Source organism: Acidovorax sp. sif1233, assembly GCF_019218755.1.
In the GTDB taxonomy this organism is placed as follows: Bacteria; Pseudomonadota; Gammaproteobacteria; order Burkholderiales; family Burkholderiaceae_C; genus Acidovorax.
In genome coordinates this window covers 302,077-319,532 of the sequence record NZ_JAHUWZ010000003.1, presented here as the reverse complement: position 1 = coordinate 319,532, position 17,456 = coordinate 302,077, and the positions used below count along the sequence as shown (strand labels likewise).

The 17,456-nt window shown below is 67.4% G+C and carries 16 protein-coding genes; 1 reads left to right on the top strand and 15 read right to left on the bottom strand.

Features of this window, described 5'->3' with window-relative positions; all coding sequences use genetic code 11:
• Window positions 1–66: 66 nt before the first annotated feature.
• Genes KW843_RS13150 through KW843_RS13110 form a run of 9 tightly spaced genes read right to left on the bottom strand, consistent with a single transcriptional unit; the run spans window position 67 to window position 9,062 of the window.
• Complete coding sequence (locus KW843_RS13150; RefSeq protein WP_218295583.1) at window positions 67–678, bottom strand: sugar transferase; 612 nt, start codon at window positions 676–678, stop codon at window positions 67–69.
• 1 nt (window position 679) lies between these two features.
• Complete coding sequence (locus tag KW843_RS13145; protein WP_218295582.1) at window positions 680–1,855, bottom strand: DegT/DnrJ/EryC1/StrS aminotransferase family protein; 1,176 nt, start codon at window positions 1,853–1,855, stop codon at window positions 680–682.
• A 28-nt stretch (window positions 1,856–1,883) separates the two neighbouring features.
• The gene (locus KW843_RS13140) at window positions 1,884–2,582 is read right to left on the bottom strand and encodes a class I SAM-dependent methyltransferase (RefSeq protein ID WP_218295581.1); all 699 of its coding nucleotides are present in this window, start codon (window positions 2,580–2,582) and stop codon (window positions 1,884–1,886) included.
• Window positions 2,579–3,610 carry a glycosyltransferase family 2 protein gene (locus KW843_RS13135; RefSeq protein WP_218295580.1) on the bottom strand — a complete coding sequence of 344 codons (1,032 nt, stop codon included), beginning with the start codon at window positions 3,608–3,610 and terminating at the stop codon, window positions 2,579–2,581. Before KW843_RS13135 ends, KW843_RS13140 begins: the two co-directional genes overlap by 4 nt.
• Before the next feature lie 5 nt (window positions 3,611–3,615).
• Window positions 3,616–4,671, bottom strand: coding sequence for a glycosyltransferase (locus KW843_RS13130; protein WP_218295579.1), 1,056 nt, complete (start codon window positions 4,669–4,671; stop codon window positions 3,616–3,618).
• A gap of 1 nt (window position 4,672) precedes the next feature.
• Entirely contained in the window at window positions 4,673–5,251 is a 579-nt protein-coding gene (locus KW843_RS13125; RefSeq protein WP_218295578.1) for an acyltransferase, read from the bottom strand.
• Entirely contained in the window at window positions 5,235–6,467 is a 1,233-nt protein-coding gene (locus tag KW843_RS13120) for a lipopolysaccharide biosynthesis protein (RefSeq protein ID WP_218295577.1), read from the bottom strand. Before KW843_RS13120 ends, KW843_RS13125 begins: the two co-directional genes overlap by 17 nt.
• Window positions 6,464–8,374: a nucleoside-diphosphate sugar epimerase/dehydratase gene (locus tag KW843_RS13115; RefSeq protein WP_218295576.1), complete on the bottom strand. Its 1,911-nt coding sequence runs from the start codon at window positions 8,372–8,374 to the stop codon at window positions 6,464–6,466. The genes KW843_RS13120 and KW843_RS13115 overlap by 4 nt, the downstream gene beginning before the upstream one ends.
• A 46-nt stretch (window positions 8,375–8,420) precedes the next feature.
• Complete coding sequence (locus KW843_RS13110; protein ID WP_218295575.1) at window positions 8,421–9,062, bottom strand: LON peptidase substrate-binding domain-containing protein; 642 nt, start codon at window positions 9,060–9,062, stop codon at window positions 8,421–8,423.
• A gap of 79 nt (window positions 9,063–9,141) precedes the next feature.
• Between KW843_RS13110 and KW843_RS13105 the strand changes: the two genes are divergently transcribed.
• Entirely contained in the window at window positions 9,142–9,690 is a 549-nt protein-coding gene (locus tag KW843_RS13105; RefSeq protein ID WP_218295574.1) for a YggT family protein, read from the top strand.
• A gap of 239 nt (window positions 9,691–9,929) precedes the next feature.
• On the opposite strand, the gene accD is transcribed toward KW843_RS13105, so the two are convergent.
• The 6 genes from accD to KW843_RS13075 all read right to left on the bottom strand — a co-directional run bounded on the left by accD (window position 9,930) and on the right by KW843_RS13075 (window position 17,323).
• Window positions 9,930–10,802, bottom strand: coding sequence for an acetyl-CoA carboxylase, carboxyltransferase subunit beta (accD, locus tag KW843_RS13100; RefSeq protein ID WP_218295573.1), 873 nt, complete (start codon window positions 10,800–10,802; stop codon window positions 9,930–9,932).
• A gap of 176 nt (window positions 10,803–10,978) precedes the next feature.
• Window positions 10,979–11,788 (bottom strand): tryptophan synthase subunit alpha, encoded by an 810-nt coding sequence (trpA, locus tag KW843_RS13095; protein ID WP_218295572.1) that lies wholly within the window; start codon window positions 11,786–11,788, stop codon window positions 10,979–10,981.
• Window positions 11,785–13,062: a tryptophan synthase subunit beta gene (gene trpB / locus KW843_RS13090; protein ID WP_218295571.1), complete on the bottom strand. Its 1,278-nt coding sequence runs from the start codon at window positions 13,060–13,062 to the stop codon at window positions 11,785–11,787. Before trpB ends, trpA begins: the two co-directional genes overlap by 4 nt.
• Window positions 13,040–13,795, bottom strand: coding sequence for a phosphoribosylanthranilate isomerase (locus KW843_RS13085; RefSeq protein WP_218295570.1), 756 nt, complete (start codon window positions 13,793–13,795; stop codon window positions 13,040–13,042). Before KW843_RS13085 ends, trpB begins: the two co-directional genes overlap by 23 nt.
• Window positions 13,792–14,613 carry a tRNA pseudouridine(38-40) synthase TruA gene (gene truA / locus KW843_RS13080; RefSeq protein ID WP_218295569.1) on the bottom strand — a complete coding sequence of 274 codons (822 nt, stop codon included), beginning with the start codon at window positions 14,611–14,613 and terminating at the stop codon, window positions 13,792–13,794. Before truA ends, KW843_RS13085 begins: the two co-directional genes overlap by 4 nt.
• A 49-nt stretch (window positions 14,614–14,662) precedes the next feature.
• Window positions 14,663–17,323 (bottom strand): FimV/HubP family polar landmark protein, encoded by a 2,661-nt coding sequence (locus tag KW843_RS13075; protein WP_218295568.1) that lies wholly within the window; start codon window positions 17,321–17,323, stop codon window positions 14,663–14,665.
• Window positions 17,324–17,456 lie beyond the last annotated feature (133 nt).

Below are 17,456 nucleotides of genomic sequence, written 5' to 3'. Positions count from 1 at the left end.
GTGAAATTTTGGGGCTGGGTTCAGCCAAACCCCTGATTTTATCGGCTACGGGGTGCCGACTGGTCCTTATCCCCTGGACGGGCGGTCGCTCCACAGCGCGGATGCCGTTCCGGCGATGATCTTCAGGTCGGTCCAGAGCGTGTGCGAGCGGGCGTAGTCGGCGGCGTAGCGGAGCTTGACGGGCAGGATCTGCTCCACGTAAGTGCGCTCCGGATCGCCGCTCTGGCCCAGCAAGGTGCTTTCGTCGCGGAATTCGATGGAGGCGCGGTCTGTGATGCCCGGCCGCACGCTGAGCACCAGTTCCCGCACGGAATCCGGGTAGAGCGCGACATAGTGCGGCACCTCAGGCCGGGGGCCGACGAGGCTCATGTGGCCCAGCAGCACGTTGAAAAGCTGGGGCAATTCATCGATCTTGGTGCGCCGCAGCCAGTGGCCAGCCCGGGTAATGCGGGCATCCGCCCCCACGGTAATCGCCGGGCCCAAGGCTTCGGCGCGCGGGTGCATGGTGCGGAACTTGTAGATGCGGAACAACCTGCCTGCGCGGCCCACGCGTTGCTGGCGAAAGAATGCTGGACCGGGCGAATCCCACACCACCCACAGTGCCACGGCCAGCAGCACGGGGGCGAGCAGCAGCAAGCCGAGGGCAGCAAAGAAAAGGTCGAACAGCCGCTTGGGCATGTCAGCGCAGCACCTCGTGCAGCGCTGCAATCACGCGGTCCTGGTCGCTGTGACTCATGGCGGTGAACAAGGGGATGCTGATCATGGCCTGGTAGGCTGCATCGGCCTGGGGGAACATGGCGGGCGTCAATTGGTACCGGTCGCGCCAGTACGGGTGCCGGTGCAGCGGCACATAGTGCACGCTGGTGCCGATGCCCCTGTCCGACAGTGCCTGGATGACCTCGTCACGCCCCAGTGGCGCGTCCGCCCGCAGCCGGATGACATAGAGGTGCCACGCATGGGTGTCGCCTGGTGGCGCAGTGGCTGGCAAGGTCAGGGGCAGGGGCGCCAGCTGTTCGTGGTAGCGGATTGCCAGGTCTTGCCGTCGCTGCACGAATTGCGGCAGCCGCGCCAGTTGCTCCACGCCCATGGCGGCTGCAACGTCCGTCATGTTGTACTTGAATCCCGGAGCCACCACCTCGTAGTACCAGGCGGGCGTCTTGGACGTGAAGCGGTCGAAGGCATCCCGGTTCATGCCGTGCAGGCGCATCACGCGCATGCGCTTGGCGAGCTCCGGGTCGCGCGTCACCGCCATGCCGCCTTCTCCGGTGGTGATGGTCTTGTTGGCGTAGAAGCTGAACACCGTGACATCGGATTGCAGTTGCCCCACCAGGGTGCCGCGCCAGGTGGTGGGCAAGGCATGGGCTGCGTCTTCCACCACCTTGAGCTGGTGTTCTTTGGCGATGGACAGGATGGCGTCCATGTCGCAGGCCAGGCCCCCGTAGTGCACGGGCATGATGGCTTTTGTTCGGGGCGTGATGGCGGCGCGCACCTTGGCCGGGTCGATGTTGAGGGTCACCGGGTCCACATCCACCAGTACCGGTTCGGCGCCCAGGTAGCGCACCACCTCCACGGTGGCGGTGAAGGTCAGTGTGGGCGCGATCACCTCGTCGCCGGGGCCGATGCCCAGGGCCTCCAGCGCAAGGTGCAGACCCGCCGTGGCGGAGTTGACGGCAAGGCTCTGGAGCCCGTCGCCCCCCAGGAAGGCGGTGAATGCCTGCTCGAACTCCTTGGTCTTGGGCCCGGTCGTGACCCACCCCGAAAGCAGGGCTGCGCTGACGGCATCGATTTCCGCAGCACCGATATCGGGGCGGGCGAACGGCAGGAAGGGCAGGTCAGGGGAAGAAGGGTGGGGCATGGAGGGCGTCCAGACGGGCAGGCGGTGCTCAGCGGGGCTTCACGGCCCAGGTCAGGCGGTGGGTGCGCAGGAACCAGAGCAAGGTGGATGCGGGAGGAATCATCGGTGGGGGCAGGCGCCGCGCGAGCGGGGGCGCCAGGGTAAGGCGGCACGAGTGTATCTGCGCGGCGGGAAACAGCGTTTTCAATTCGCGCAGGGGCATGCCTCGCACATCGGCATTGGCAGGGTTGTTGACGACAAAGTCATAGACCAGCACTCCGCCGCCGGGCGCGACCCATTGCCAGATCGCCTGGGCCAGATGGCGGCGATAGCCCTCGTCGAGCAAAGAGCTGAAGAGCGTGAAGGCGAGCACGGCATCCTGGCTGGCAGGCTGCACCGGGGCCAAGACGGCATCTCCTTCCACAATGGCCGCGTCCGCTGGCAGCGAGGCGCGCGCTGCGGCGGCTCGTTCGGGAAGAAGCTCCAGGCCCGTCAGGCAGGCGGGGGTGGCACCCAGCCGCACCAGGTCGTGCAGATTGCCCGCGCTTCCGCAGCCAACTTCCAGCATCGGCCGGTGGGCCAGGCTGCTCCAGCCGTGGGCCTGCCAGATGCCTGCCATGGCACGGAGACGCTCCTGCTGCGCCTGCAGCGCCGCCGCATTGGCATACAGGCTGTAGCGGGCTTCATCGGTCGCTGGGTCGCGCCGTGCGTAGCGGGTTTTGACGGCCTGGGGTTCGTTGTCGGTCATCGCGTGATGCGTGCAAAGTCGGAGGAAGGCGCGCGCGAGCGTGCAACGTCCCACAGCCCTCGCCAGGTGCCCAGGCCGTAGCCCACATGAAACGCCGCAATCGTCGCCGGGAGGCGGGGCAGCAGCCCCCAGTTGCGGGCCGATCGGGCTGCCGCCACCGATGCCGCCAGAAGATAGGTTGCGTAGGCGAGGCCCAGCGCGGCCCCGGGCCAGGCGGACCAGGGCAACACCACGGCGCTGGCCACCGCGCTGGCCACAAATGCTGCAGGCACCAGCTGCCGCACGGAGCCTGGCTGCCCATGTTTGCGCATCACAAAAGGCCGCCAGTAGCCGTACTGCCGTTGTTGCGCGAACAGGTGCCTGAGCGAATTGCGCGGGTGGTAGGTGGAATGGATGAGCCGGCTCTGCCAGATGCGTGCCCCCCCCAGGCGCATGCGCAGGTTGTGCTCGTCGTCCTGGTTGCGCACCAGGGCTTCGTCAAACAGTCCGAACCGGTCAAACACGCTGCGGGGCCAGCATCCCAGGTAGACGGTATCCACCTCGCCTTCGTACTGGTCATCGCGCGAGCGCGCGCCGCCCACCACCCAGCGGCACTGGAAGGCGGCGGCGACGGCGGCCCCGGCGGGCCCGGTTCCCCGGGCCACCCACGGGCCGCCCACGTTGTCGGCGCGGGTGCGTTCGAGCGCCTCGATGCACTGCGCAAGGTAGTCGGGGGCAAACTGGCTGTGCACGTCCATGCGGGCAATGGTGCCGCCCCGCGCGCGGGCAATGCAGGCGTTGAGCCCGGTGGAGACAATGCGGCCGGGGTTGTCCACCAGGACGAGCCGTGGGTCCGCAGCACAGCGCTGCAGGAGGTGCTCGCGCGTGCCGTCATCGCTGTCGCCGTCTGCAATCAGCACTTCCATGCGCCAGCCCGCCGGGAGTTGCTGGCGAAGGGCGGAGTCGCAGAATGCGTCAATGTGCTGGCGCTCGTTGCGGCACGGCACGATCACGCTGATCAGGTTGTCCAATTCAAGGCCTTGGGGCATGGGGTTCAAGGTGTATGGAGCAACTGCTGGTACAGCGCGTGCATGCGGTTCATCTGTACCGCGCGGTCGCCGTCCTGGGCGATGCGGGTGGCATTGTGCAGGCCGACTTGTTCCGCCAGGGTGTCGTTGGCGATCAGGGCTTCCAGCCGGGCGGCGAGCGCTGTGGCGTTCCCCGCCTCAACCAGCCACTGCGGGTCGATCCAGTGCCGGTTGGCCTGCAGTTCGCTGGCGACCACCGCGAGGCCACACGCCATGCTCTCCAGCATGGCGACGGATGTTGCGTCACTGCTGGGCACCGAGACAGATATCTTGCCTTCGCCCAGTACCCGGGTCATGCCCGCATCATCGAGTCGGCCGTGGAACTGCACCTTGTTGTCCAGCTGCGCCTTGTGCACCTGGCTGCGCAGGGCGCTTTCCATGCTGCCTCCTCCGAGCAGGTGCAAGCGCAGGTCGGCCGAGGGCAACCGCGCCTGCAGAAGAGCGAATGCCTCGATGATGGTGTCGATGTTGTAGTTGGGTTCCCAGGCGCGCAGGCTCACCAGCTGGCTGCCTTGCTTGTGGCTCCAGGGAACGGGGTGGAAGCGCTGCAGTTCCACCCCCCAGTGGATTTCCTCGGCGGTGCAGCGGGGTCGGAATTGGGCCACTGCGCTCATCAGGCTGGCGGAGTCGCCGGTGATGAGGTCGGCCTGGCGCAGTATCCAGCCGGTCAGCCAGCGCATCCAGGCGCTCTTGCCGGGGGTCACCAACAGGTCGCTTCCCCAGGCGGTCATTACCACCGGATGTTTGCCGCAACGTGCGGCCAGATAGCCGTAGGAGGTGACGTAATGGGCATGCAGGAGGTCGGGGGCCAGTTCGGCCACGTGGCGCCTGGTTTCCCGGACACGGAACAGCCAGTCGAGCGAGCGGTGCACGGGCCGGATGGCCCGCACGGTGACGCCATCGATGGACGCGGGGCGTGCCGTGATCAGCGAAACGCGGTAGCCACGCTGGAGCATTTCCCGCGCCCACCGCTGAACATGGGGGCTGGTGGCATCACCCAGGAGGCACAGGTGTGTTGCCATGTCAGATTGTCCGCGTCCAGGATTCGTAGTGCGGACGCAGTTCTGGATGCTGCGAAAGCAGGCGCTCATCCTGTTCGCGCACGTCGCCGATCTGGCGCGCCGGGACCCCCGCCACGATAGCGAAGTCGGGCACTTCGCCGCGCACCTGCGAGTAGGCACACACCACCACCCCCTTGCCGATGCGCGTGCCGGCTTCGATCAGGCTGTGGGGGCCGATGAAGGTGTAGGCGCCGATCTCGATGGGCGCGCTGATGTAGCCAGGCTTGGAGCCCTCGTGGACTGCGTAGCCGCTGCCCAGGAGGCGAATGGCGCGGTGGGAGCTGTGCGTCACGATGCTGACGAAGTTGGTGATCTGGACCCCTTGCCCAATCTGCAGGCCCGCTGTGGCGTCGATGAAATTGAATTGGCCGATGAACACGTGGTCTGCCAGCCGCAGTGCATGCTCCCCCTCGATGCAGGTGCTGGGGGCGATGCGGGTGTGTGGCAGAGGCTGGCCGAGGTGGTTGCTTTCCCCGAAGACGATGCGATGGAGCAGCGCATGCCAGAGGCGGCGGCGCCATCGGTTAAACACGGCTCTCATGGGGCACCTCCCTCCAGTTCGCCAACACCCAGAAATAATAGGCAAAGTAGGCCAGCATGCTCGCTGACACGCCCCATCCGGCACCTTGCAGGCCGCCCAGGTACAGGCCCAGCAGCAGTCCGGCGAAGAAAAGGCATTGTCCGATCAATGCCAGGCGCAGCGCCCAGGCCTGTGCATTCCAGGCCATGGTGACCACGGCGAGGGGTGACGCCACGAAGTGCAGGGCGATGTACGGGGCGATGGCCCGTGCAAGTTCCCCTGTCTGGGCCCATCTTGCCCCAAAGGCCAGGGCGAAAATATCCGGCCCCCAGAGGAGAAGGATCGCCGCGAGCGGGCAGGCCAGGGCAGCGAGCCCCAGCATGGCCCGGCGCACCAGCGCCCGGGCGTCGCCAGGGCTCTCTGCCTTCAGAAGGCGCGGGTACAGGGTTTGCGACAGCGCACCCCCGACGAGGGTTGCCGGGGCCTTGAGATAGCGCAGTGCCAAGGCCCAGAACCCCGCTGAGGCGTCCCCTGTCCACGCCGCCACCAGCACCAGCGTGAGCGTATCCTGCAGCGCACCCATGAACGCGTGTGGCGTGTTGAGCAGGGGGAAGTCCTTGTGCTGCAGGGCCATGGACCGCAGCCTGGCAAGGGGCTGGCGCCACATGGCCGTCCAGCCCCCGGCTGGCGCCGGCCGGGCCAGCATCCAAGCCCCTCCCAGGCTGGCCAGCGTGGCCCCGAGCACCAAGCCCAGGGGGCCGGCCTTCAGCAGGCCGAGCACGAGCTGCAGGATGGCGCCCCCACCTTGCTGCAGCAGCCTTGCCGCCGACAGCAGTCCAAAACGCTGCGACCGGGTGGCCCACATGGTGAGCCATTGCATGGCGCCGCCCGCCAGCACCGCGAAGGGCAGTGCCCAGGCCATCGGCATGCGTTGCCAGAGCATGAGCACGGCAGCGGTTGCGGCGGAAGCCGCCGTCACCGCGAGCAGCACGCGCGCGCACAAAGCCATGAGTTCGGCAGCCCGTGGCTCCGTGGGTTCGAGGGGGAGTGCGAATTCGTAGCGCGCGCAGCCGACCACCGCCATGTTGGTGGCCAACGCCCACAGCAGCGCGAACTGCCCGAAGGCCTCCGGGCTGTACAGGCGCGTGAGCGCCGGGCCCAGCACGAGTGGAATGGCGTGGGCCGCAACGCTGCCCGTGAGCAGGGTCAGCGTTGCCCGCAGGAGTCCCGGCTTCATGGCAGTGCTTGTGTTTCAGGACGGTAGCCCGGCACCAGCTGGCCCAGCAGGGCCGTCATGGCGGCCCGATCGCCATCGCGCGCGGCCTGCTGCAGTGACTGCAGCAGGGCCTGCAGTTCGGCCCAGGGGCGAAACTCCTCGCGGGCCCGCAGTATGCGGGGATGGACGGTGGGCAGCGGGTTGTCTCCAATCAGCAGCTCTTCGAAGAGTTTCTCGCCGGGGCGCAATCCCGTGAAGACGATTTCGATGTCGCCCTCGGGGTGCTGGTCGTCGCGCACTGTCAGGCCCGACAGGGCCACCATGCGTTGCGCGAGGTCCAGGATCTGTAGCGGCTCGCCCATGTCCAGCAGGAATACGTCGCCCCCGTCCGCCATCGTCCCCGCCTGCAGCACGAGCTGGGCCGCTTCGGCGATGGTCATGAAATAGCGCGTGACATCGGGATGCGTCACCGTGAGGGGGCCGCCGGCCGCGATCTGCTGGCGGAACAGCGGTATCACGCTGCCGCTGGAGCCCAGCACATTGCCAAAGCGCACCATGGACAGGCGTGTCGGGCATCTCCAGCCCGGTGGGCTTTCGGCCGACAGCCCGAAAGGCATGCGCTGGGACGCCGCGATGGCTTGCAGCACCATTTCTGCCACACGCTTGGTGGCGCCCATGATGTTGGTGGGGCGAACAGCCTTGTCTGTGGAAATCAGGACGAAGTGGCGAGCGCCATGCTTCAGCGCGACCTGCACCATGTTGAGCGTGCCGAACACGTTGTTCAGGATGCCTTCGCCCGGATTGGCTTCCACCATGGGCACGTGCTTGTAGGCGGCTGCGTGGTAGATGGAGGTGGGGCTGTACTGCTGGCAGATGTCGTCCATGCGCTGCTTCTGGGTGACGCTGGCGAGCAGGGGTACCAGGGCGCACTGGTGCGCGCCCTGGTGGGCGAGCGCCTGCAGCTCGTGGTGAATGGAATACAGCGCATATTCGCTGTGATCCACGAGCAGCAGCTGGCGGGGGCCCTCGCGCACGATCTGCCGGCACAGCTCGCTGCCGATGCTGCCGCCCGCGCCGGTGACCATCACCACGGCGTTCTCGAGATCGCGCCCCAGCAAGCCAGGGTCCGGGGCCACCGGTTCGCGGCCCAGCAGGTCCTCGATCTCGAGGTCCTGGAAGTCGGTGACCGTGACCCGGCCGCTGGCGAGGTCCGACAGGCCGGGCAGGGTGCGTATCCGAACGGGCAATTGGCGCAGGCTTTCGATGATCTGCCGGCGCCGCAGGCGCGTGGTGCTGGGCAGTGCCAGCAGCACATCGGTGATCGCGAGCTGGCGCGCCACCTCGGGCAGTGCAGTGGGGGAATGCACCCGCACTCCGTTGATGCTGCGTCCGACCTTGCTCGGATCGTCATCGACAAAGCCCTTGAGCACGTACTGGCGCATGGCGCCCAGTCCCGCTGCGGTCTGGGCGCCAGCGCTGCCGGCTCCGTAGATCAGCAGGCGGTAGGGGGCATGGCTGCTGTGGCCGGCCAGCGCCAGCCACCCCAGCGCGCGGCTGGAGCCCACCAGGAGCATGAACAGCAGAGGCTGCAGAATGCCGACGCTGCGTGGCACGCCTTCCCATTGCGCTGCCAGGAGGCAGCCCAGCAGGAGTGCTCCATAGATGGCCACCGCCTTGCCGGTGGTGATGAGTGCCGTGATTCCTGTGTAGCGGAATATCGCGCGGTACAGCCCCAGTTTGGCGAAAATGGGAAACGCCAGGGCCGGGGCCAGTGCATACGCGAGCCACTGCATGCCTTCGGGCCAGTGCGGTGTCTCCAGCCTCAGCGTGAAGGCGAGCCACATGGCGACGAGGCCCAGGCAAACGTCCATCGCCACCACCACAACGCGCTTGGCTGCGCGCGACCAGCCCAGGATGCGGTTCAGCATGGGCGTTCAAAGGGGAGGCTGGGTGGGATGGCGGCGGGTTTGCGGCTCATTGTGTTGGCGCGATCCCCGTGCGCTCGAGCACGTCCCCGACCAGCTCCAGCCGCACCAGCGGGTTGTCCAGTTCCATCAGGCGCTGCTTGAGTTCCAGGGGCACGGGCAGCAGTTCGCACCAGCGATTGGCCACCCATCCGCAGTCGTCCAGCTGCGCAGCCGTCGGGATGATCGCGGTCGGGGTGTCCGGGTCACGCTGGTGCAGGGTGTGGAGCACCTGCGCGAGCGCCGTCGCGGCCTTCTTGAGATCCTCTGGCACCGCGACGGTCAGGTCCTGGTCGATATGCCCCACATCGGCGATCCACAGGCCATGGGGCAGGTGGCTGCGCTGGGTGATGCGAAAGCGCTGGCCGCCCCGGCACAGCAGGGTGATCAGGCCGGGCTGCGGCGTGTCGATCTGCTCGATGACCGCCAGGGTGCCCACGTCGTTGAATTGCTCTTCGGGCGCGCCGGCCTGGCGCACTTCGCGGCCTTGCGTGAGGGCCACCACGCCAAAAGGCGCACCGGCCTGATGGCATTTGCGCACCATGTCCAGGTAGCGCACCTCGAACACGCGCAGGGCCAGCACACCGCCCGGGAACAGCACGGAACCCAGGGGGAAAAGGGGCAAGGATGACAGGGTGAGGGGTTGTGTCATGAATGGGGGAATGCCTTGGCCCGCTATCATCCCATGGCGCAGCCTGCTTTCGCAGCGGCCCCTTGCTTTTGTCTCATCCATGCTCTACCAGATCGCCTCATTCCTGCTCGACGTTGTTGGTGGCCTGCTCACCGGGGCCTGCTTGCTGCGCCTGTATATGCAATGGCAGCGCATCCCGTTCTCCAACCCTGTCGGCGGGCTGGTTTTTGCACTGACGGACTGGCTGGTCATGCCGCTGCGCAAGGTGATTCGGCCGGTGGGGCGCTGGGATGTGTCAAGCCTCGTCGCGGCCGCGCTGTTGCAACTGCTGCAGTATTTCCTGCTCACGCTCCTGCTGGGCGCGGCGTCCGCATGGGCGTGGCTGCCGTGGCTTGCCCTGTTCGGGCTGGCGCGTGTGGCGGTGTCGGGGCTGATCGGCCTCCTGATCGTCCATGCCGTGATGTCCTGGGTGCAGGCACGGTCGCAACTCTCGGACGTGATCGCCCGGCTGTGCGAGCCGGTGTTGCGGCCATTTCGCCGCATCATCCCGCTGGTCGGAGGGATCGATCTGTCGCCCCTGGCCGTGCTGGTGCTGCTGCAGGTGGCCATGATCGTGCTGGGCCATCTGCAGGCCAGCGTGATGAGGTAACCCCCCTGAGTCGCCTTCGGCGCCTTCCCGCTCAAGGGGATGAGGGGGACGCGGGCCTCGCTGCGGAGCAGCCCTTCCTTGCCCTCTCTGGCAGGCACCGCGCGGTATCAACGGCTGCGTGCTGTCCGGTGGGTGATCAAATATGCCTCTGGCGCTTATCTGGTAAGCGCTGACAGCTATCAAAAAAGAAGCGATCCTCTCGTGAGGTACCTTTGCGGACCCGCTGTCCCGCGGATGACTTACATCACTGCGTCAGCGGGCAAACGCTGCAGCATGGCCAGGCTGCTGGCCACGGTGTTGCGCAGCTCGCGGCGGTCGCAGATGAAGTCCACGGCGCCCTTGGTCTGCAGGAATTCGGCGCGCTGGAAGCCTTCTGGCAGCGTCACGCGCACGGTGGATTCGATCACGCGCGGGCCGGCAAAGCCGATCAGGGCCTTGGGCTCGGCGATCACGATGTCGCCCACGAAGGCAAAGCCGGCGCTCACGCCGCCCATGGTCGGGTCAGTCAGCACGCTGATGTAGGGCAGGCCCTTCTTGGCCAGGCGGGTGAGGGCCGCATTGGTCTTGGCCATCTGCATCAGGGACAGCAGGCCTTCCTGCATGCGCGCACCGCCGGTGGCGGTGAAGCAGATGAAAGGCACTTTCTGCTCGATGGCGGTTTCCACGCCCCGCACGAAGCGCTCGCCCACCACGGAGCCCATGGAGCCGCCCATGAAGTCGAACTCGAAGCACGCGGCCACCACGTTGATGCTCTTGACCGCGCCGCCCATGACGATGAGGGCGTCGGTCTCGCCGGTGTTCTCCAGGGCTTCCTTCAGGCGCTCGGGGTATTTGCGGCTGTCCTTGAACTTGAGGGCGTCCACGGGCAGCACTTCCTGGCCGATTTCGTAGCGGCCTTCGGCATCCAGGAAGGCATTGAGCCGCGCGCGGGCGCCGATGCGGTGGTGGTGGCTGCAGTGGGGGCAGACGTTCTGGTTGTGCTCCAGATCGGCCTTGTAAAGCACCGTCTCGCAGCTCGGGCACTTGATCCACAGGCCTTCAGGCACCTGGCGGCGCTCGGTGGGGTCCGTTTGCTGGATCTTGGAGGGCAGAAGTTTTTCGAGCCAGGACATGGTTTTCCTCTGTATGAATGGGCCAGCAGCGGCGGCACGGCCTTGAAACTGGCGCGGCCCAAAGGCCACGGCTCCCGCGCAAGGGCCGCCCCGCCGCGCTGGGAGCGTCCCCCTTCCCGCGCAAAGCGCGAGAGAAGGGGGAAACGGCAAAGCCGCTCAGGGGGATGCTCTTTATTCTACGCGTCCAAAGCCTTGCGGATGCCGCGCAGGAAGTCGATGGTCAGGGGCACCACCTTGGCGTGCTCCTGGTCCTCGATGAGCTGGATGATGCGGCTGCCGATGACCACGGCATCCGCCACCTTGCCGATCGCCTGGGCCGTGGCCGCATCGCGGATGCCGAAGCCCACGCCCACGGGGATGGTCACATGCTGGCGGATGCGGGGCAGCATCTGCTCCACGGCCGAGGTGTCGAGCGCGCCCGAACCGGTCACGCCCTTGAGCGATACGTAGTACACATAGCCGCTGGCCACGCGCGCCACCTGGGCCATGCGTTCATCCGTGCTAGTGGGGGCCAGCAGGAAGATCAGGTCCATGCCGTGCGCGCGCAGGCTGGCCGCGAAGGCCTCGCATTCCTCGGGCGGGTAGTCCACGATGAGCACGCCATCGACACCGGCCTCGGCGCTGTCGCGCACAAAGGCGCCTGCGCCGTGGATCTGGTCATAGCGCTCCACCGGGTTCGCGTAGCCCATCAGCACCACGGGCGTGGTGCTGTTGCGCTTGCGGAACTCGCGCACGTGGTCCAGCACCTGCACCATGCCCACACCCAGGCCCAGCGCCTTTTCGCCCGCCTTCTGGATGACGGGGCCGTCGGCCATGGGGTCGGAGAAGGGCACGCCCAGTTCGATCACGTCGGCACCGGCCTCCACCATGCCGTGCATGAGGGCGGGCGTGATGTCGGCAAACGGAAAACCGGCGGTGACATAGGGAATCAGCGCCTTGCGGCCCTGGGCTTTCAGCTGTTCGAAAGTGGTGTCTATGCGGCTCATGGCTTGGCGTCTCCTGGGGCGCCCTTGACGGTCAGGCCGCGCATGGAGGGGCGGTCGTAGAAATCTTCTCCTGACAGGTCGGCCACGGTGCCGATGTCCTTGTCGCCCCGGCCCGAGAGGTTGACCAGGATGGACTGGTCCGGCCGCATCGTGGGTGCAAGCTTGAGGGCATAGGCGAAGGCGTGGCTCGATTCCAGCGCCGGGATGATGCCTTCGGTGCGGCACAGGTGGTGGAAGGCGGACAGCGCTTCCTGGTCGGTGATGCCCACGTACTCGGCGCGTCCGATCTCCTGCAGCCATGCGTGCTCGGGACCTACGCCGGGGTAGTCCAGGCCCGCGCTGATGCTGTGCGTCTCGGTGATCTGGCCGTTGGCATCCTGCAGGATGAAGGTGCGGTTGCCGTGCAGCACGCCACTGGAGCCACGCTGCAGCGATGCCGAGTGCTTGCCGCTGTCCAGGCCTTCGCCGGCGGCCTCCACGCCGATCAGGCGCGTCTTCTCGAACGGGATGTACGGATGGAAGATGCCCATGGCATTGCTGCCGCCGCCCACGCAGGCGATCACGGCATCGGGCTGCTCGGCGGCGATCTTCTGCGCGGCGAGCATGGGGGGCATCTGTTCGATGGCTTCCTTGCCGATCACGCTCTGGAAATCGCGCACCATCATCGGGTAGGGGTGCGGGCCCGCCACCGTGCCGATGATGTAGAACGTGTTGTCCACATTGGCCACCCAGTCGCGCATGGCCTCGTTGAGCGCGTCCTTCAGGGTCTTGCTGCCCGACTCGACAGGCACGACGGTGGCGCCCAGCAGTTTCATGCGAAAGACGTTCGGGCTCTGGCGCTTCACGTCCTCGCTGCCCATGTAGACCACGCATTCCAGGCCGTAGCGCGCGCAGATCGTGGCCGTGGCCACGCCGTGCTGGCCGGCGCCCGTCTCGGCAATGATGCGGGGCTTGCCCATGCGCTTGGCGAGCATGGCCTGGCCGATCACGTTGTTGATCTTGTGGGCGCCGGTGTGGTTGAGGTCTTCGCGCTTGAGGTAGATCTGCGCGCCGCCCGTTTCGCGGCTGGTGCGCGCGGCGTGGTACACGGGCGATGGGCGGCCCACGAAGTGCTTGAGCTCGTAGTGGAATTCTGCGAGGAATTCCGGGTCGTTCTGGTAGCGGGCATACGCCTCGCGCAGTTCCTGGATGGCGTGGGTCAGTGTCTCGCTGACGAAACTGCCGCCGTAGGAGCCGAAATGGCCTGAAGCATCAGGTTGCTGATAGGAATTCATGAGGGTTCTTTGCAAGTTGGGCATCTGCCGCGCGCACGACGGCGATGAACCGATGGATTTTTCCGGCGTCCTTGATGCCCTTCAGGGGCTTGCCATCGGGGCTGTTCGGATCTACGGCCTCGACGCCGGAGCTGACATCAACCGCCAGCGTCTTGCAACGCGGGCGGACTTGCAAAATGCCATCGGTCACGTTTGCAGGCGTGAGTCCACCAGACAAAACGAGGTGAGAGCTGACGCTTGGTGGAAGGAGTGACCAATTGAATGCCTTGCCGCCGCCGCCGTACCCCTCGACATGGGCGTCGAGCAGGATGGCCTGGGCGTGGGAGTAATCGTGCGCGTATTTTACGAGGTCGAACCGTGCCGCACCGTCGCCAAGGGGAATGCGCGCGGCCCGCAGGTAAGGCCGTGCCCCCTGGCCGGTGGCGGCCAGGCAATCCTCGGGCGTCTCGTCACCATGAAATTGTATGGTGGCACCCGCTATCAAAGCGCTGGCAGCTATCACTTTGGGAGCGGTTTCATTCACGAAGAGCAAAACCGGCGTGACAAAAGGGGGCAGGCGCCTGGCCAGCTGTGCCGCGCGTTCGGGTGTCACGGCACGTGGGCTGGGCGCGTAGAGCACGAATCCGACGGCATCCGCGCCAGCCGCCACGGCCGCGTCGACGTCTTCTTCGCGGGTCAGGCCACAGATCTTGATGCGGGTGCGGGCCGGGGAGGGGACTTCTTTGGCTTTCATGGCAGCCAATCATACGCAGCCGTGCGCTGGGGCAGGCCCCACGAGGCGTCGTAGACAGGGCCTTGAAAATACAGTCCATCCGGAGAGAACGTGGGTGCCGCGGCGTCGCGCGATCTTGCCGCAAGTACCTGCGATACCCACTGCGGAGGGTATTTGCCTTGGCCCACGGCCACCAGGCAGCCCATGATGTTGCGGATCATGTGGTGCAGGAACGCGTTGGCCTCGAACTCGAAGCGCCAGTAGCAGGAACTCCAACCCAGTTCCGGGTGCGGGGCGTGGAGGCCCCGGCGCGAGATATCGATGCGCTGCAGGGTCTTGACGGGCGACTTGGCCTGGCACGCGGATGCACGAAACGAGGTGAAGTCATGTTCGCCCAGCAGGTGGTCTGCGGCCTGGCGCATCGCATCGTGATGGAGCGGATGGAATACCCATCCCACGCGCCCCGAGTCCACGCTGGGCCGCACGGGCGATTGCAGCAGCACATACGCATAGCGCCGCGCGACGGCGCTGGCCCGGGCGTGAAAACTGTCCGGCACGTGCTGCGCCCATTGCACGGCAATGTCGGCAGGGAGGAAGGTATTGGTGCCGCGCACCCACGAAGCGCAGGGGCGGTTCAGTGGCGTGTCGAAGTGCGCCACCTGCATCAGTCCATGGACGCCGGCATCCGTTCTGCCGGCGCACAGCGTGCTGACGGGGTGCGTGGCAAAGCGGCCCAGGGCCGCTTCGAGCTTGTCTTGAATGGTGTCGCCGGACAGCTGGCTTTGCCAGCCGCTGTAGGCCTGGCCGTTGTAGCTGACACCCAGCGCCACCCGGGTCATGGGATGGCGGCCTGGGGGCGGGCGGGGGCGGCCTGCGGGGCGGGTCGCATCAACCCAGTTCGGCCAGCATGCGCTGGGCGCGGGTCTTGAGGGCGCCGCTGGACTCGGCAACCACTTCTTCGATCAGCGTGCGTGCACCATCCGTATCACCGATGGCATTGAACTCTTCGGCCAGCGCGAGCTTGGTGGCCAGTGGGTCGTCCTGCGCCGCCGCCGAGCCGTCGTCGCTCAATTCAGGGGCCGGCAGAGGGGCCTTGGCTGCGGGGGCCGCCATGGGCTTGGAGGGGGCGTTCAGGTCCAGCGACAGGTCGCCGAGGTCAAACTCCATCGGGCCGGAGTCCTGGGCATCCGCGGTGAGCGGCATGGGGCCCGAGGGTGCCATGCTCAGGTCGTCCGCCGAAGGAAAGTCCAGATTGGCCACGGGCGGAGGTGCCATCGTGCCCGAGGCTGGTGCCACTTCTGGCGCATTCCAGGCGGGAGCGGTCGCCGACGGCAACTCCGGCAGGTCCAGTTCAGGGCGCAGTGTCTGCGGCTCATCGGCCGGGTCCGCTGCGCGGCGGGCGCCGCCCGATGCCGCGGCCGCGGCTGCCGCTGCGGCAAATCCGCCGGGAGGTGCCGGGGCCACCGCTGGCGCATCGGTCAGCGCGTCGTCGGGCAGGTCCAGATCCAGGTCGAGGTCCAGGTCGGGGGGCAACGCAGCCGTCGCCGCCGCGCCGCCCACGCCCGTGAACGTGCTCGGGAATCCGCCTGGGGGCAGCGATGGCGACTCGTCCTCGGCCATGCCTGGGCGGCCGCCAGGCTGGTAAAGGCGGTTTTCGGGATCCAGATCGCGGCCAAGCTCGGCAATGCGGTTCCAGTCCGGGCCTTCGCCCTGGGTCAGCTTGAACACGTCCCCTGCCACCGCCTCCAGGGCCTTGCGGTCCTGGCGCTTGGCGTAAATCTCACCGAGCTTCACATGCACCGACACGCGGGCAGGGTTGTGGCGGATCGCCTCCTTGAGGATTTCCTCGGCCTGCAGGTCACGGCCATAGGCCAGGTACACGTCGGCTTCGGCCACAGGGTCCACGTCGCCGCCGGCATCGAGCTGGCTGGGCGAGTAGGCCATGGACGAGCCCGTGGTCATCTCGCTGTTGGCGGTATCGACGCGCTGCCCGCCGCTGGCGCCGAAGAACGAATCCGGCTGGATGCGGCTTTCCAGGAAGGAGCTGTCGACGCCCGCATTCTGGCGGCGGCGCTGAACCACGCGGTAGGCGCCATAGCCCAGCAGCAAGGCCAGGAGCCCGCCACCGGCGAGCGGCAGCAGCGGGTCGTCCATGAGGCCGGACAGGAAACCCGGCTCTTCAACTGGTGCGGGAGCCGGTGCGGGAACGCGGACTGGCTTCGCTGGCGCCGATGCGGCCGGAGCGGGTGCGGAGGCAGGCTCGGACGCGGCTTCCGCCGGCACGGCTGCATCTGCCGGCGCGCTGGCTGCGGGAGCGGGGGCTGGTGCCGGGGTTTCCGGCACGGCAGGGGCCGTGGGCGTGGCAGGAACGGCGGGTGCCTGCACTGCCACCGCGGCGGGAGCGCTGGCGGCGCCGGCGGGCGCCGGTGCGGCGCTGCCCGCAGCGGCCGACGCGGCGCCCAGCTTGTTGAGGTCCGTGATGTTCTTGGACAGCTCTGCCATGCGCGTGGCGGCCTCTCCGGCTTGCTTGTCCTTGGCGAGCTGGTCCTCGGCCGCCTTCTGGCCCTTGACGGAACCTTTGGACAGCGTGAGCTTGTCGGGCGCGGCCGTGGCAGGTTTCTTGTCCTCCACACGGGCCTGCACCGCGCCGGAGGCCGAGCGTTCTGCGGCGGCGACCGCGGCGGTGGGGGCGGCACCCGCCAGCTTGCGGCGGAATTCGTTGAAGTCCCGGGCCTGCGCGGCAAGGATCTGACGCGCCTCGGGTGCCGACGTGGACTGCGCCGCAGCCTGGTCGGGCATCTGCAGGACCGCGCCAGCCTTCAGGCGGTTGACATTGCCCTGGATGAAAGCATCGGGGTTCGCGCGCATCATGGCGACCAGCATCTGGTCGAGGGACACGTCGGCGGGGCGGTGGGCGTTCGCAATGCGGCCCGCCGTGTCGCCTGCCTGCACCCTGACTCCATCGGCGGGGGCGGGGCGGGCGGCCACGGCTGGCGGACGCGGCGTCGGCGGTGCGGCAGGGGCCGCCGCTGCGGGGGATTCGCTGGCCCGCGGGGCGACCGGCGCGCGCACGGCAGGAGCCTGCTGGGTGGCCGGCGCAGGCAACTGCGGAGAGGCCGCCACCGCTGGCGCGGGACGGCGCAGCGCGGGCGGGTCGAAAAGCATGGTGTAGCTGCGCACGATGCGGCCCGAGCCCCAGTTGGCGTCCAGCACCAGGTCGAGGAAGGGTTCGTTCACGGGCCGGCTGCTCGTCAGGCGCAGCACGGCCGTGCCATCCGGGCGGCGCTGCAGCTGGATCTGCAGATTGTTGATGGTGGGCGTGTATTCCATGCCCTGGGCGCGGAACACGTCCGGGGAGGCCGTGGTGGCCCGCAAGCTGTCCGCTTCGGCGGGAGTGATCTGGGGCAGGTCGATTTCGGCGCGCAGGGGCTCGCCCAGGGCAGACTGCACGGTGATGCGGCCCAGCGCCAGGGCCGAGGCGTCGCCCGCGTACAAGCCGGCCGACACTACGGCTGCCGCCGCCAGGGCAGAGAATTTCCAACGATGCATGTTTGCCAACAACTGAGTAGGTTTTTGTGCGGCTCGGTCGAGCGGTGCTTTTTTTCTCATGGTCTGGTCCCGCCCCGGCGCGTGAAAATATGTAAAAAGCACCATAGCATCAATGTTTTGCACTGACAAGCTG

Bases quoted from the DNA above. Each gene is read 5' to 3' on its own strand.
- KW843_RS13075 (WP_218295568.1), bottom strand. From the start codon at position 17,323: ATGCATCGTTGGAAATTCTCTGCCCTGGCGGCGGCAGCCGTAGTGTCG.
- KW843_RS13110 (WP_218295575.1), bottom strand. From the start codon at position 9,062: ATGACACAACCCCTCACCCTGTCATCCTTGCCCCTTTTCCCCCTGGGT.
- KW843_RS13140 (WP_218295581.1), bottom strand. From the start codon at position 2,582: ATGACCGACAACGAACCCCAGGCCGTCAAAACCCGCTACGCACGGCGC.
- KW843_RS13115 (WP_218295576.1), bottom strand. From the start codon at position 8,374: ATGCTGAACCGCATCCTGGGCTGGTCGCGCGCAGCCAAGCGCGTTGTG.
- KW843_RS13120 (WP_218295577.1), bottom strand. From the start codon at position 6,467: ATGAAGCCGGGACTCCTGCGGGCAACGCTGACCCTGCTCACGGGCAGC.
- truA (WP_218295569.1), bottom strand. From the start codon at position 14,613: ATGACCCGGGTGGCGCTGGGTGTCAGCTACAACGGCCAGGCCTACAGC.
- KW843_RS13105 (WP_218295574.1), top strand. From the start codon at position 9,142: ATGCTCTACCAGATCGCCTCATTCCTGCTCGACGTTGTTGGTGGCCTG.
- KW843_RS13085 (WP_218295570.1), bottom strand. From the start codon at position 13,795: ATGAAAGCCAAAGAAGTCCCCTCCCCGGCCCGCACCCGCATCAAGATC.
- KW843_RS13150 (WP_218295583.1), bottom strand. From the start codon at position 678: ATGCCCAAGCGGCTGTTCGACCTTTTCTTTGCTGCCCTCGGCTTGCTG.
- trpA (WP_218295572.1), bottom strand. From the start codon at position 11,788: ATGAGCCGCATAGACACCACTTTCGAACAGCTGAAAGCCCAGGGCCGC.
- KW843_RS13135 (WP_218295580.1), bottom strand. From the start codon at position 3,610: ATGCCCCAAGGCCTTGAATTGGACAACCTGATCAGCGTGATCGTGCCG.
- trpB (WP_218295571.1), bottom strand. From the start codon at position 13,062: ATGAATTCCTATCAGCAACCTGATGCTTCAGGCCATTTCGGCTCCTAC.
- accD (WP_218295573.1), bottom strand. From the start codon at position 10,802: ATGTCCTGGCTCGAAAAACTTCTGCCCTCCAAGATCCAGCAAACGGAC.
- KW843_RS13125 (WP_218295578.1), bottom strand. From the start codon at position 5,251: ATGAGAGCCGTGTTTAACCGATGGCGCCGCCGCCTCTGGCATGCGCTG.
- KW843_RS13130 (WP_218295579.1), bottom strand. From the start codon at position 4,671: ATGGCAACACACCTGTGCCTCCTGGGTGATGCCACCAGCCCCCATGTT.
- KW843_RS13145 (WP_218295582.1), bottom strand. From the start codon at position 1,855: ATGCCCCACCCTTCTTCCCCTGACCTGCCCTTCCTGCCGTTCGCCCGC.